This is a genomic window from Micromonospora sp. DT46, from assembly GCF_049841735.1.
Taxonomy (GTDB): Bacteria; Actinomycetota; Actinomycetes; order Mycobacteriales; family Micromonosporaceae; genus Micromonospora; species Micromonospora reichwaldensis.
This window is the reverse complement of sequence record NZ_JBNCKW010000002.1, coordinates 157,289-170,177: the sequence shown is the minus strand read 5'-3', so window position 1 is coordinate 170,177 and position 12,889 is coordinate 157,289. Positions and strand designations below refer to the sequence as shown.

14 protein-coding genes are annotated in these 12,889 nt (G+C 71.0%); 7 read left to right on the top strand and 7 right to left on the bottom strand.

Features of this window, described 5'->3' with window-relative positions:
• Positions 1-33 precede the first annotated feature (33 nt).
• Positions 34-771 (bottom strand): class I SAM-dependent methyltransferase, encoded by a 738-nt coding sequence (locus tag ACLQ20_RS05015; protein WP_425854361.1) that lies wholly within the window; start codon positions 769-771, stop codon positions 34-36.
• A gap of 33 nt (positions 772-804) precedes the next feature.
• Positions 805-1,689 carry a LysR family transcriptional regulator gene (locus ACLQ20_RS05010; protein WP_425854824.1) on the bottom strand — a complete coding sequence of 295 codons (885 nt, stop codon included), beginning with the start codon at positions 1,687-1,689 and terminating at the stop codon, positions 805-807.
• Between the two features lie 86 nt (positions 1,690-1,775).
• Here ACLQ20_RS05010 and ACLQ20_RS05005 point away from each other — a divergent pair, with 86 nt between their 5' ends.
• Together ACLQ20_RS05005 and ACLQ20_RS05000 are read left to right on the top strand one after the other, a co-directional pair.
• Positions 1,776-2,138, top strand: coding sequence for a DUF1801 domain-containing protein (locus ACLQ20_RS05005; RefSeq protein ID WP_425854360.1), 363 nt, complete (start codon positions 1,776-1,778; stop codon positions 2,136-2,138).
• Positions 2,135-2,527 carry a VOC family protein gene (locus ACLQ20_RS05000; RefSeq protein ID WP_327029527.1) on the top strand — a complete coding sequence of 131 codons (393 nt, stop codon included), beginning with the start codon at positions 2,135-2,137 and terminating at the stop codon, positions 2,525-2,527. The genes ACLQ20_RS05005 and ACLQ20_RS05000 overlap by 4 nt, the downstream gene beginning before the upstream one ends.
• Before the next feature lie 40 nt (positions 2,528-2,567).
• Here ACLQ20_RS05000 and ACLQ20_RS04995 read toward each other — a convergent pair whose 3' ends face one another.
• The gene (locus ACLQ20_RS04995; RefSeq protein WP_151455029.1) at positions 2,568-2,873 is read right to left on the bottom strand and encodes a 4a-hydroxytetrahydrobiopterin dehydratase; all 306 of its coding nucleotides are present in this window, start codon (positions 2,871-2,873) and stop codon (positions 2,568-2,570) included.
• 183 nt (positions 2,874-3,056) lie between these two features.
• Here ACLQ20_RS04995 and ACLQ20_RS04990 point away from each other — a divergent pair, with 183 nt between their 5' ends.
• Positions 3,057-3,497, top strand: a complete 441-nt coding sequence (locus tag ACLQ20_RS04990) for a (deoxy)nucleoside triphosphate pyrophosphohydrolase (protein ID WP_327029526.1) — start codon at positions 3,057-3,059, stop codon at positions 3,495-3,497.
• A gap of 77 nt (positions 3,498-3,574) precedes the next feature.
• Here ACLQ20_RS04990 and ACLQ20_RS04985 read toward each other — a convergent pair whose 3' ends face one another.
• The 4 genes from ACLQ20_RS04985 to ACLQ20_RS04970 all read right to left on the bottom strand — a co-directional run bounded on the left by ACLQ20_RS04985 (position 3,575) and on the right by ACLQ20_RS04970 (position 8,278).
• On the bottom strand, positions 3,575-4,672 hold the full coding sequence (locus ACLQ20_RS04985; RefSeq protein ID WP_151455027.1) for a succinate dehydrogenase/fumarate reductase iron-sulfur subunit: 1,098 nt from the start codon (positions 4,670-4,672) through the stop codon (positions 3,575-3,577).
• 3 nt (positions 4,673-4,675) lie between these two features.
• Complete coding sequence (locus ACLQ20_RS04980) at positions 4,676-6,604, bottom strand: fumarate reductase/succinate dehydrogenase flavoprotein subunit (RefSeq protein ID WP_151455026.1); 1,929 nt, start codon at positions 6,602-6,604, stop codon at positions 4,676-4,678.
• A 12-nt stretch (positions 6,605-6,616) separates the two neighbouring features.
• Positions 6,617-7,423, bottom strand: coding sequence for a hypothetical protein (locus tag ACLQ20_RS04975; RefSeq protein ID WP_151455025.1), 807 nt, complete (start codon positions 7,421-7,423; stop codon positions 6,617-6,619).
• Positions 7,424-7,729: 306 nt separating this feature from the next.
• Positions 7,730-8,278, bottom strand: a complete 549-nt coding sequence (locus ACLQ20_RS04970; protein WP_327029525.1) for a Uma2 family endonuclease — start codon at positions 8,276-8,278, stop codon at positions 7,730-7,732.
• A gap of 275 nt (positions 8,279-8,553) precedes the next feature.
• On the opposite strand from ACLQ20_RS04970, the gene ACLQ20_RS04965 reads away from it, so the two are divergent.
• From ACLQ20_RS04965 to ACLQ20_RS04950, 4 genes are all read left to right on the top strand, one after another.
• Positions 8,554-9,609, top strand: a complete 1,056-nt coding sequence (locus ACLQ20_RS04965; RefSeq protein ID WP_425854822.1) for an ABC transporter ATP-binding protein — start codon at positions 8,554-8,556, stop codon at positions 9,607-9,609.
• A 115-nt stretch (positions 9,610-9,724) separates the two neighbouring features.
• Entirely contained in the window at positions 9,725-10,813 is a 1,089-nt protein-coding gene (locus ACLQ20_RS04960) for an ABC transporter ATP-binding protein (protein WP_425854358.1), read from the top strand.
• Positions 10,810-11,811, top strand: coding sequence for an ABC transporter permease (locus tag ACLQ20_RS04955; RefSeq protein WP_425854356.1), 1,002 nt, complete (start codon positions 10,810-10,812; stop codon positions 11,809-11,811). The genes ACLQ20_RS04960 and ACLQ20_RS04955 overlap by 4 nt, the downstream gene beginning before the upstream one ends.
• Before the next feature lie 12 nt (positions 11,812-11,823).
• Positions 11,824-12,810 carry an ABC transporter permease gene (locus ACLQ20_RS04950; RefSeq protein WP_425854355.1) on the top strand — a complete coding sequence of 329 codons (987 nt, stop codon included), beginning with the start codon at positions 11,824-11,826 and terminating at the stop codon, positions 12,808-12,810.
• Positions 12,811-12,889: the final 79 nt, after the last annotated feature.

Below are 12,889 nucleotides of genomic sequence, written 5' to 3'. Positions count from 1 at the left end.
CCCCCACGGTAGGCCGCGCGCGCCAACCGAAGATCACTGCCGGCGGGCGAGGACGAGGAACTCGCCGTCACCCCGGCCCACCGGCTCCCCGCCCCAGCCGCCGTGGATCCGGTCCACGGCGAAGCCGGCGGTCCGCAGCGAACCGCGCAGCTCCTCCTCCGTGCGGAAACGCAGGGTGGCCGAGCTGAGCAACTCCTCGTCGTCGCCGAAGAGGTAGTGGTGGGTGAAGTCGACCTGCCCGCCGGCCACCGTGTGGACCTCCGTCCACGCCCGGACCACCTCGCCGCCGGGCAGCGTGATCCGTCGCCGCGAGTCGACCGGGTTCCAGCGTTCCCACCGCCGGTCCGCCGGGTCGCGCGAGTCGAACGCCAGCCGGCCGCCGGGCACCAGCGCCCGGGCCAGGTCGGCGAGCGTACGCGCCCACTCGTCGTCGTCCACGAGGAACTGCGCGACGTGGCTGGTCAGCACCGCCACGTCGGACGACCGGTCCGGCAGTACGGCCGAGGTGCCCTCGACCCAGGTCACCCGCTCGGCGCCCGGCTTGGCGCGGGCGGCGTCCAGCGACGCGCCGGCCGGGTCGACGCCGGTGACGGTGTGGCCGGCCTCGGCCAGGGCGAGGGTGAGCCGCCCGGTGCCGCAGCCCAGGTCGATGACCCGTACGCCGGGCGTCTCGCCGACGACGGCGAGGAACCAGTCGTCGTCGCGCGACCAGGGGCACTCGGCGTCGTAGACCTCGACCAGCCGTGGATGGCGGAACTCTCCGTGCCTCATCGGCGTCGATCATGCCAGTCCGGGCGGGCCCCGTCAGGTCGTGTTCGCGTCGGTCGCGGCCCGCACGAACTCGTGGACCCGGGCCGTGCCGTTGCTCTCCCGCCAGACCAGGCCCCGCCGGATCGGTGGCGCGTCCCGGATCGGTACGTACGCCACGTCGGGGCGTGGGTAGTAGCGGCGCGTGTGCTCGCCCACCGGCAGCACCCCCCGCCCCATCGCGACCAGCGTCAGCATCTCCGAGAACGTGTTGCCCGCCGGCCCCTTCGGCACCGGCCGCCCCGACGGGGTCTGCTCGGGGGTGCGGTCGCGCTTGAACTCCGCCGAGGTCACGGCCGGGTACTGCACCACCGGGTGGTCGCCGAGCGTCTCCAGGGAGACCGACGCCTCCTGGGTCAACGGGTGCCCGGCGGTCACCGCGAGCAACCGTCGCTCCTCCAGCAGCGCCGGGCCGCAGGCCATCCCGTCGAAGGGGTACGCGGCCATCAGGACGTCGACGGAGCCGTCGAGCAGGCTCTGCCGGGAGTTGAAGAGCTGCACCTCCCGCACCTCGACCTGGCAGTCGGGGTGGCGCTGCGAGAACAGGGCGACGGCCTTGAGCAGCGCCGGGGCGGTCCACTCGCCGAGGAAGGCGACCCGCAGCCGCCCGGTCACGCCTCGTCCCGCGTCGACGGCCCGGCGTACGGCGTCGTCGATGCCGGCGACCAGCGGCGCCAGGTCCTCGGCGAGTTGCCGCCCGATCGGGGTGAGCTGGACGACCCGGCTGGTACGGGTGAAGAGCGGGGCGCCGACGCGGCGTTCCAACTTCCTGACCACCTGGCTGATCCGCCCGGTGGTCACCCGCAGGCGCTCCGCCGTCCGGCCGAAGTGCAACTCCTCGGCGAGGGTCAGGAAGGTCTCCAGCTCGTGTCGTTCCAGCACGTCCCGCCCCATCGTTGACTCCGGCTCAACGATGGTAGTGCGATCGCGTCTTGGTCGACGTCGCCGGCCGGCGGATCGTGAGGGGCATGGAAACGACGACAGTCACCGACTACCTGGCCGATCTCGACGCCCCGCTGCGGGAGATCGGCGAGAAGCTGCGCCCCGTCATCGAGTCGGCCCTGCCGGGCGCGACCGGGGCGGTGTGGCACGGACACCCGGTCTGGGGCCTCGGCGACCGGCCGGGTCGGCGCCCCGTCTGCCTCGTGAAGGCGTACGGCACGTACGTCACCTTCGGGCTGTGGCGTGGTGGCGAGGTCACCGACCCGTCGGGGCGGCTGGTCGCCGGCGCCCGGCAGATGGCCTCCGTCAAGCTGCGCACCCTCGCCGACGTCGACCCCGCCCTGTTCACCGACTGGCTGCGCCAGGCCCACGCTCTGGAGGTCAGGTGAGCGCGGTACGGGTCACGGGCTTCGACCACCTGGTGCTCAACGTGACCGACGTGGAGCGCGCGCTGGACTTCTACTGCGGGCTGCTCGGCCTGGCCCCGGTGCGGGTCGACCAGTGGCGGGCCGGCGCGGTCCCGTTCCCCTCGGTACGGGTCGACGCGGGGACCATCATCGACCTCGTGCGCCGGGACCGGGGCGAATCCAACGTCGACCACTTCTGTCTGGTGGTGGAGCCGCTGGACTGGGCGGAGGTCGTCGCGTCGGGTGCCTTCGCGGTGATCGAGGGGCCGGTGGGCCGGTTCGGCGCGCGGGGCAGCGCCACCTCGCTCTACGTGCGGGATCCGGACGGCAACTCCGTCGAGCTGCGCTGGTATCCCCAGGACGCCGCCTGAGCGGCCGACGCCCCGGGCCGGGGCTCCGGGCGGAACGGGGTCAGGGCTGGGTGACCGCGCGGTAGGCGTCCTCGATGCGGGCGGCCAGCAGGACCTCCCCCTCGGTCAGCGGCGCGTTGCCGTGTCCCACCCGGATGCGGGTCTGGTCGGCCAGGCGGCTGATCTCCGGACGCAGGTGCAGCGCGTCGGCGACCACCTTCACCCGCTCGGTGAGGGCGGCGTGCTGCGAGTCGTCGATGACGAGGGTGCGTCGGATCTGCTCACCCTCGCGGATCCAGCCGGGGAGCAGGGTGAGAGCGTCGTCGAGGTAGTCGTGCTTGGATCGACTGCTGAACAGCGCGCGCATCACCGCACCTCCCAGGCGCCGTTGCCGGCTTGTGGCCAAATCGTCGCCGTCCCGTGTCTTGTCGGTGCCTTCTAGTCTGTCCTCGCATGCTGGGTGTGTCCACGCCCACACTTCCGGGTTCTCCTGCCCTGACGGTCGGCCACGCTACCCAAACCGCCGATTGATCTGGCACGCTGGACGCCCGTGCGGACCGAACGGGCGAATGGCGGCGGGCAGGCCGAGCGACGGGACCTCAGGGTGATCGTCGGGGCAGCGATCATCAGGGACGGCCGGGTGCTCGCCTGCGCCCGCTCAGCCCCGCCCGAGGTGGCGGGCATGTGGGAGTTTCCCGGCGGCAAGGTGGAGCCGGGCGAGAGCGAGACCGCCGCGCTCGCCCGCGAGTGCGCCGAGGAGTTGGCCGTACGCGTGGAGATCGGCGACCGGGTGGGCCGCAACGTCCGGATGGCCCACGGCCGCTCGGTGCTCAAGGTGTACGCGGCCCGCCTGCTGCACGACGACCAGCCGCAGGCCCTCGAACACTCGGCGCTGCGCTGGCTCTCCGCCGACGAGTTGGACACCGTCACCTGGCTCCCGGCCGACGCACCCATCGTCGCGGCCCTCCGGCCCATCCTGGCCGCCGCCTGAGCGGAAGCGGACATCCGAGCCGAAAGAGGACGGGGGCCGGCGGCATCAGCCGCGGCCCCCGTCGTCGTTAGCGCACGTCAGTGCTTGTCCTGCTCCGGGTGGGCGAAGTTCAGGTGCTCCGGCGGCAGCGGGAAGGTCACGTCGTCGCCGAACGGCGACGGCGCCGCCGCCCGGTCGAAGGTGAGCTCCGTCAGCGGCAGCCTGCCGTGGTCGTCGACGGCGGGCGCGGTCGGCCTCGGCACCTCGCGGTCCCAGTTGACGCCGCGCTGCGCCTGCACCTCGGCCCGCGGGTCGTGGGAGCCGCCCGCGTGCGAGTGCACGCCCCCGTGGGCGGCGCTGCCGCGGACCGCGCCGCTGGCGTGTTCGCTGGTCACGATGGTCTGAGGCACCTGACCCCTCCGGAAGATCTTGCTACCAAGCCACACGAGGGGATCGTACCTGCGGTCGACGACCCGTTCCTTCATGGGGATGATCCCGTTGTCGGTGATCTTGATGTGCTCGGGGCAGACCTCGGTGCAGCACTTGGTGATGTTGCAGAATCCGAGACCCTGCTCGGCCTGCGCGTACTCCTTGCGGTCGCTCTTCGCGTCCAGCGGGTGCATGTCCAGCTCGGCCGCCCGGATGAAGTACCGCGGCCCCGAGAACGCCTGCTTGTTCTCCTCGTGGTCCCGGATCACGTGGCAGACGTTCTGGCACAGGAAGCACTCGATGCACTTGCGGAACTCCTGCGAGCGCTCCACGTCGACCTGCTGCATCCGGTACTCGCCGGGCGCCAGGTCGGCCGGCGGCGCGAACGCCGGCGTCTCCCGCGCCTTCTCGTAGTTGAACGAGACGTCGGTGACCAGGTCCCGGATCACCGGGAAGGTGCGCAGCGGGGTGACCGTGACCGTCTCGTCCTCCGTGAAGGTGGACATCCGGGTCATGCAGCTCAGCCGCGGCTTGCCGTTGATCTCCATCGAGCAGGAGCCGCACTTGCCGGCCTTGCAGTTCCAGCGGCAGGCCAGGTCGGGGGCGTCGGTCGCCTGGAGCCGGTGGATGACGTCGAGGACCACCTCGCCCTCGTTGACCTCCACCATGTAGTCCTGGAGGTCGCCGCCGTTCTCGTCGCCGCGCCAGATGCGGAACTGGCGCTTCGCGCCCGGCTTCCCGGGCCCCTGGGGGTTCTGGTTACCCATGCGTCAGCGCTCCTTCTCGGTCTCGACGTCGGCGACCTGGGCGTCGAACTCGGCGAGTTCCTCGTCCGTGAGGTACTTGGCCAGCTCCGCGCGGTCGAAGAGGCCGATCAGCTCCGGGCGCATCCTCGGCAGCGGCTTGCGCTCCAGGCGCACCGCGTCGCCGTCGAGGGAGCAGACCAGGTTGACCCGACGCCACGCCGGATCCATCGCCGGGTGGTCCTCCCGGGTGTGCCCGCCGCGCGACTCGCGCCGCTCCAGCGCCGCCTTCGCGGTGCACTCCGAGACCACCAGCATGTTGCGCAGGTCGAGCGCCAGGTGCCAGCCCGGGTTGTAGCGCCGGCCGCCGCTCGCGCTGACCTTCGCCACCCGCTCCCGCAGCTCCGCCAGCCTGCCCAGCGCGTCGACCAGCTCGCCCTCGCGCCGGATGATGCCGACCAGGTCGCCCATCACCGCCTGGAGGTCCTGCTGGAGGGTGTACGGGCTCTCGCCGGTGTCCCGCTGCAACGGGGCCAGGGCCGTCTCCACCGCGGCCTCCACGGCGGCGACGCCCACCTTCGGGCGCGCGGGGAGGCTGTCGGCGTACGTGGCGGCGTGGCCGCCCGCGCGCTTGCCGAACACCAGCAGGTCGGACAGGGAGTTGCCGCCGAGCCGGTTGGAGCCGTGCATGCCGCCGGACACCTCGCCCGCGGCGAAGAGCCCCCGCACGTGGCCGAACGCGGCCCCGCTGTCCGGGTCGACCTCGACACCGCCCATCACGTAGTGACAGGTCGGCCCGACCTCCATCGGCTCCTTGGTGATGTCGACGTCGGCCAGCTCCTTGAACTGGTGGTACATCGACGGCAGGCGGCGGCGGATCTCCTCCGCCGGCTTGCGGGAGGCGATGTCCAGGTAGACGCCGCCCGCCGGCGTGCCCCGCCCGGCCTTGACCTCGCTGTTGATCGCCCGGGCCACCTCGTCGCGCGGCAGCAGCTCCGGCGGGCGCCGGTTGTTGTCCGGGTCGGTGTACCAGCGGTCCGCCTCCTCCTCGGTCTCCGCGTACTGCTTGCGGAAGACGTCGGGGACGTAGTCGAACATGAACCGCTTGCCGTCGGAGTTCTTCAGCACGCCGCCGTCGCCGCGCACCGACTCGGTGACCAGGATGCCCTTCACCGAGGGCGGCCAGACCATGCCGGTCGGGTGGAACTGGAGGAACTCCATGTTGATCAGCGTCGCGCCGGCCCGCAGCGCGAGCGCGTGCCCGTCACCCGTGTACTCCCAGGAGTTCGAGGTGACCTTGTAGGAGCGGCCGACGCCGCCGGTCGCCAGCACCACCGCGGGCGCCTCGAAGAGGACGAACTCGCCGGACTCCCGGTAGTAGCCGAACGCGCCGGCGACCCGGTCGCCGTCGAGCAGCAGCTCGGTGATCGTGGTCTCGGAGAAGACCTTGATCCGGGCGTCATACGAGCCGTGGTCGCGCTTGTCCTCCTGCTGGAGCGACACGATCTTCTGCTGGAGGGTGCGGATCAGCTCCAGGCCGGTCCGGTCGCCGACGTGCGCCAGGCGGGGGTACTCGTGGCCACCGAAGTTGCGCTGCGAGATCTTCCCGTCCTTGGTGCGGTCGAAGAGCGCACCGTACGTCTCCAGCTCCCAGATCCGCTGCGGCGACTCCTTCGCGTGCAGCTCGGCCATCCGGAAGTTGTTGAGGAACTTGCCGCCGCGCATCGTGTCGCGGAAGTGCACCTGCCAGTTGTCCCGGCTGTTCACGTTCCCCATCGCGGCGGCGGCGCCGCCCTCGGCCATCACCGTGTGTGCCTTGCCGAAGAGCGACTTGGAGATGATCGCGGTCTTCTTGCCGGCGAGGCGGGCCTCGATCGCGGCGCGCAGGCCGGCGCCGCCGGCCCCGATCACGACGACGTCGTAGTGGTGTCGTTCGATTCGCGTTGTGTTGGTCATGTCAGGGGCCCTCTAGTTGATGAACCGCAGGTCGTTGAACCAGCCGGCCGCGACCGCCATGACGTAGAAGTCCGTCAGGGCCAGCGTGCCGAGGGTGATCCAGGCGAGCTGCATGTGCCGGACGTTCAGGGCGGAGACGAAGCTCCAGGCCCGGTAGCGCACCGGGTGCTTGGAGAAGTGCTTGAGCCGCCCGCCGATGATGTGCCGGCACGAGTGGCAGGAGATCGTGTACGCCCACAGCATGACCACGTTCAGGAGCAGGACGATGTTGCCCAGCCCGAACCCGAACCCCTTGGGGGAGTGGAAGGCCAGGACCGCGTCCCAGGTGTTGATCAGCGAGATGATCGCGGCGGCGTAGAAGAAGTAGCGGTGCAGGTTCTGGCCCAGCAGCGGGAACCGGGTCTCGCCGCCGTAGGACTTGTGCCCGTCGGGGACCGCGCAGGCGGGCGGCGACAGCCAGAACGACCGGTAGTAGGCCTTGCGGTAGTAGTAGCAGGTGAGCCGGAACAGCAGCAGGAACGGCAGCGTCAGCGCCGCGTCCGGGATGATCCACCAGCCGGGCAGGAATCGTCCGAAGTGGGAGGCGCCCTCCACGCACCGCTCGGTCACGCAGGGCGAGTAGAACGGGGTCAGGTAGTGGAAGTCCTCGACCCAGTACCACTTGTGCATGAAGACCCGGACCGTCGCGTACGCCACCCACGCGCTGAGCCCGATCACGGTGATCAGCGGGGCGAGCCACCAGCGGTCGGTTCGCAACGTCTTCGCCGCGATGGCGGCGCGCGCCCGCGCTCCCCGCGGCCTCGTTGCCGTTGATGTCATTAGAGTCGTCTCCCTGACAGGACCCTCACGGGCGGATCAAGTTCCGGTCGGCAACGCGGACCGGCAGACCCGCACCCGCTTGCCACGTCATGCGCACACCAACGACCGCGCCGGTGATACGGCGCAGCTAAGTGACACACGTTACGCCGATCTTCGCGAGCCGTCCGCGCAAGGCAGTGTCCCGTGTGTCCCGGCCGGTGGAAAGCCCCGCACGATGATCGATGTCCGGATGTTAAGAACCTCACCCGGCGCCTGTCCGGCGTACCGGAGCGGCTCACCCGAAAAGCGTCCCGCGGCGGTGGCCCGTCAGGCGAGCAGGTCCGCCGGCCGGATCGTGGCCCGGACCGGCTCGGTCAGCTCCAGCGTCTCGCCGGCCTTGGTCACCGACCGCTCGACGTAGTGGGCGCCCTGCCGCTGGTAGACGTGCACGCTCAGCGTCTCCTGCTCCACCAGGAGGTACCACTCGATGCCGGCCGCCGCGTAGTAGTGCATCTTGAGCACCTTGTCGGTGGCCGCGTTGCCCGGCGAGATGATCTCGCAGACCAGCTTCACGTCGGCCGCCTCGATCCAGGGGTCGTCGAGGTCGATTGGGGCCGTGACGACGAGGTCCGGGATGGGGATGCGCCCCGGCCGGAGCCGGACGTTCACCGCTTCCAGGACCCGGAGGCCGGCTTCCCGCGTTGGTCCTCGCAAGGCGGCCCGCAGCTCACCGGAGATGTTCTGGTGGCGGGGCGTGGGGGCTGGGGTCACGTGAAGGCTCCCGTCGAAGAGTTCGACGCGCTGCTGCGTCTCGCCGAGGGCGAGGTACTCCTCTTCACTCCACGGGCCGTCGTGGCCGAACACCGCCGCGGTCATCGTCACCTCCACCTCGTGCCGGGGGACATCCTTGCGGGACTGCCGCGCCCATCGTCGCACCCGCTGTCCGGGGGCGTGAGGTCAACGCCGGTGAATGCCGAGGTGAGGGCTGTTCACGCCCGTTGCAGAGTCGTTACGCTGTGGCCCGCTGACAGCTCCGGTTATGTAGCTTATTTTCACCCTCAGTGCTTTCCTGTAAGTTCTCTTCGTCGCTGAGGGAGGCGGTCGTGGACAGGCCGGAGTCGGCGCCGTCCGGGAAACCGGACCGCCCCAACGTGCCGGAGCAGCGCTCCGGCCAGGACCCCTACCTGCGGGTGAGCGACCTGCGGGTCCGGTTCGACACCGAGGACGGCGTGGTGCGCGCCGTCGACGGGGTGTCGTTCGAGGTGGCCCGGGGACGCACCCTCGGCATCGTCGGTGAGTCCGGCTCGGGCAAGAGCGTCACCTCGCTGGCCATCCTCGGGCTGCACAGCGCCAAGCGGACCAGCATCACCGGGGAGATCTCCGTCGGCGGCCGCCAGCTCGTCGGCCTGCCGGACGAGGAGGTACGCCGGCTGCGCGGCCGGGACATTGCAATGATCTTCCAGGATCCGCTGTCCGCGCTGCACCCGTACTACACGGTGGGCCGGCAGATCGCCGAGGCGTACCGGGTGCACCACCCGAAGGCCGGCAGGCGCGAGGCCCGCCAGCGCACGGTGGACATGCTGGGCCGGGTCGGCATCCCGCAGCCGGCCCGCCGCTTCGACCAGTACCCGCACGAGTTCTCCGGGGGCATGCGGCAGCGGGCGATGATCGCCATGGCGCTGGTCAACGACCCGGACCTGCTGATCGCCGACGAGCCGACCACCGCCCTGGACGTGACGGTGCAGGCGCAGATCCTCGACCTGCTGGCCGACCTCCAGGCCGAGTTCCACTCCGCGATCATCCTGATCACCCACGACCTGGGCGTGGTCAGCCAGGTCGCGGACGAGGTGCTGGTCATGTACGGCGGGCGGGCCGTCGAGCACGGCAGCGTCGAGCAGGTGCTCCGCCGGCCGCAGCACCCGTACACCTGGGGTCTGCTCTCCAGCGTGCCCTCGCTGCACGGCGACGCGGACGCGGACCTGGTGCCGATCAAGGGCAACCCGCCGAGCCTGATCAACCTGCCGTCCGGCTGCGCCTTCCACCCGCGCTGCCGCTACGCCGACCGCAACGGCGACCGGTCCCGCACCGAGGTTCCGGAGCTGCGCCCGGCGGGCGCGCCCGGCCACCTGGTGGCCTGCCACCTCTCCGCCGACGACCGGACCCGGCTGTACGCGGAGGACATCGCCCAGGTGGGAGTGGCCCGGTGAGCGCGAGGAACGCAGCGCAGCGGAGTCCCGCAGTCGCGAACGGAAGGTGGGCCCCGGTGAGCGCGAGGAACGCAGCGCAGCGGAGTCCCGCAGTCGCGAACGGAGGTTGGCTCCGATGAACGTGGAGATCAAGGAGCCGGTGGAGCCGCTGCTGCGGGTGCGCGGGCTGGCCAAGCACTTCCCGGTGCGCAACGGGTTCCGCAGCAACGGCCTGGTGCGGGCCGTCGACGGGCTGGACTTCGACGTGCGCCCGGGCGAGACGCTCGGCCTGGTGGGGGAGTCCGGCTGCGGCAAGACGACCACCGGGCGGATGCTGGTGCGCCTGCTGGAGCCCACCACGGGAAGCATCGAGTTCGAGGGCCGGGACATCACCAACGCCGGGCGCCGGGAGCTGCGCCCGCTGCGGCAGGACCTCCAGATCATCTTCCAGGACCCGTACGCGTCGCTGAACCCCCGGCACACGGTGGGCCGGATCGTGGCGATGCCGTTGCAGGTCAACGGGGTCAACCCGCCGGGCGGCCTGAAGAAGCGGGTCCAGGAGCTGCTGGAGCTGGTCGGGCTCAACCCGGAGCACTACAACCGCTACCCGCACGAGTTCTCCGGCGGTCAGCGGCAGCGCGTCGGCATCGCCCGCGCGCTCGCGCTGCGCCCCAAGCTGATCGTCGCCGACGAGCCGGTCTCCGCCCTGGACGTGTCGATCCAGGCGCAGGTGGTCAACCTGCTGCGCGACCTGCAACGCGACCTGGGCCTGGCGTTCGTCTTCATCGCCCACGACCTGGCCGTGGTGCGGCACTTCTGCCAGCGGGTCGCCGTCATGTACCTCGGCAAGATCGTCGAGATCGGTGACCGGGACGACATCTACGAGCGCCCGCAGCATCCGTACACCCGGGCCCTGCTCTCGGCCATCCCCGACGTCACCCAGCTCGGCGCGGCGGGCCGGATCCGGCTCTCCGGGGACGTCCCGACGCCGCTGGACCCGCCGTCGGGTTGCCGCTTCCGCACCCGGTGCTGGAAGGCGCAGGAGCGGTGCGCCACCGAGGAGCCGGCGCTGGTGCCGCGCGACGGCGGCGCCCAGTCCACCGCCTGCCACTTCCCGGAGACGGGGCCGGTCGGCGCCACCACGGGACCGGCCGGTGACGACGCGCGGCCGGCAGGTCCCGGGGCGACCGGGGCCGGCGCGACCGCCGAGGAGGTGTCGAAATGAGCCTGTCCCCGGTCGAGGGTGTGGCGCTCGCCGAGATCGAGTCCGGCGGTGCCGACGGCGAGCAGAAGGCGCTGGCCGGCCGCTCGCCCGGCCAGCTCGTCTGGAGCCGGCTGCGCCGCGACCGCACCGCCCTGGTGAGCGGCGTGCTGCTGGTCGTCTTCGTGCTGCTGGCCCTGGCCGCGCCCCTGGTGCAGCGGCTCTACGGGGCGTCGCCGAGCGAGGTGTTCGGCGACCTGCTGGACAGCACCGGGATGCCGCTGGGATACGCCGGCGGGGTCAGCGGCGACCACTGGTTCGGCCTGGAGCCGGGCGTGGGCCGGGACATCTTCATCCGGATGGTCTACGGCATCCGCACCTCGCTGCTGATCGCGCTCGGCGCCGCCCTGATCACGACGACGATCGGCGTGGTCCTCGGCATCCTCGCCGGCTACCTCGGCGGGAAGGCGGACGCGGTGATCAGCTGGGTCACCGACGTCGCCCTGGCGATGCCGTTCCTGATCTTCGCCCTGGCCGTGGTGCCGACGTTCTCGCTGCGCTTCTACGGCCCGCGCGACGCCGTGCCGACCTGGTTCGCGGTGGCCACCCTGATCGGGGTCTTCTCCGCCTTCGGCTGGACCAGCACCGCCCGGCTGGTCCGCGGGCAGGTGGTGTCGCTGCGCGAACGCGAGTTCGTGGAGGCGGCCCGGGCCAGCGGCGCGGGGCTGGGGCACATGCTCTTCCGGCAGCTGCTGCCGAACATCTGGGCCCCGATCCTGGTGTCGTTCTCGCTGCTGGTGCCGTCGTACGTGACCAGCGAGGCGGCGCTGTCCTTCCTCAACGTCGGACTGCCCGAGTCGGTGCCCAGCTTCGGCCGGATGATCTACCGGAGCATCGGCTACCTGGAGACCGACCCGGCCTACGTCTTCTTCCCGGGCATCACGATCTTCCTGATCGTGCTGGCGTTCAACCTCTTCGGCGACGCGTTGCGGGACGCGCTCGACCCGAAGTCGTCACGGTAAGGGGTTCTGCGCATGGTGCGCTTCCTGGTGAAGCGGATGCTGCTGGCGGTTTCGGTGCTGTTCGCGGTGAGCGTGGTCAGCTTCCTGATGTTCTTCGCGCTGCCCGCCGATCCGGTGACTGGCATGTGCCCGAAGAACTGCAACGCCGAGCGGCTGGAGCGGGTACGGACCGAGCTGGGGCTCAACGACCCGAAGGTGGAGCAGTACGCCAACTACATGAAGGGCATCTTCGTCGGCCGTGACCTGGGCAGCGCGCAGGGCGGCGAGTGCGCGGTGCCCTGCCTGGGCTACTCGTACGTCAACAGCGAGGCCGTCAGCGACACCTTCGCCCGGGTGCTGCCGGTGACGCTGAGCATCGTCCTGCCGGCGGCGGTGCTGTGGCTCGCCATCGGGGTCGGGCTCGGTATGGTCTCGGCGCTGCGCCGCGGCTCGCTGCTGGACCGGATCTCGATCGGCCTCACCCTGACCTTCGCCTCGCTCCAGCTCTACTTCGTCGGCGCGGTGCTGTTGCTGGTCTTCGTGTACACCCTGAAGATCCTGCCCACGCCGCGCTACACGTCGCCGTTCGAGAATCCGATCGAGTGGGCGCGAGGGCTGGTGCTGGCCTGGATGGCACTGGCGCTGCTCTTCTCCGCGATCTACGCCCGGTTGTCCCGGGCACAGATGCTGGAGACGCTCTCGGAGGACTTCGTGCGCACCGCCCGGGCCAAGGGCATGCCGAAGCGGCAGGTGTACGGCAAGCACGCGCTCCGCGCGGCGATCACCCCGATCGTCACCATCGCCGGTCTGGACGTGGGCGCGGCGCTGGGCGGCACGGTGATCACCGAGACCACCTTCGGCATCCAGGGGCTGGGCCGTACCGCGGTGGAGGCGGTGCGGCAGGGGGACCTGCCGACCATCATGGCCACCGTGCTGATCTCCGCGCTGTTCGTGGTCGTCGCCAACATGGTCGTCGATCTGCTCTACGCGTTCATCGACCCCCGGGTGCGCCTCGGCTGACCCGCGGCCCGTCGGGTGCCGATCGTTGTGGCCCCGTTATCTGATCGAAATTTACCGAAGTCGAAAGCTGCGCGAAGCT

Coding starts and splice junctions, on each gene's coding strand:
- ACLQ20_RS05015 (WP_425854361.1), bottom strand. CDS start 771: ATGAGGCACGGAGAGTTCCGCCATCCACGGCTGGTCGAGGTCTACGAC.
- ACLQ20_RS05005 (WP_425854360.1), top strand. CDS start 1,776: ATGGAAACGACGACAGTCACCGACTACCTGGCCGATCTCGACGCCCCG.
- ACLQ20_RS04995 (WP_151455029.1), bottom strand. CDS start 2,873: ATGCGCGCGCTGTTCAGCAGTCGATCCAAGCACGACTACCTCGACGAC.
- ACLQ20_RS04985 (WP_151455027.1), bottom strand. CDS start 4,672: ATGGGTAACCAGAACCCCCAGGGGCCCGGGAAGCCGGGCGCGAAGCGC.
- ACLQ20_RS04980 (WP_151455026.1), bottom strand. CDS start 6,604: ATGACCAACACAACGCGAATCGAACGACACCACTACGACGTCGTCGTG.
- ACLQ20_RS04975 (WP_151455025.1), bottom strand. CDS start 7,423: ATGACATCAACGGCAACGAGGCCGCGGGGAGCGCGGGCGCGCGCCGCC.
- ACLQ20_RS04970 (WP_327029525.1), bottom strand. CDS start 8,278: ATGACCGCGGCGGTGTTCGGCCACGACGGCCCGTGGAGTGAAGAGGAG.
- ACLQ20_RS04960 (WP_425854358.1), top strand. CDS start 9,725: ATGAACGTGGAGATCAAGGAGCCGGTGGAGCCGCTGCTGCGGGTGCGC.
- ACLQ20_RS04955 (WP_425854356.1), top strand. CDS start 10,810: ATGAGCCTGTCCCCGGTCGAGGGTGTGGCGCTCGCCGAGATCGAGTCC.
- ACLQ20_RS04950 (WP_425854355.1), top strand. CDS start 11,824: ATGGTGCGCTTCCTGGTGAAGCGGATGCTGCTGGCGGTTTCGGTGCTG.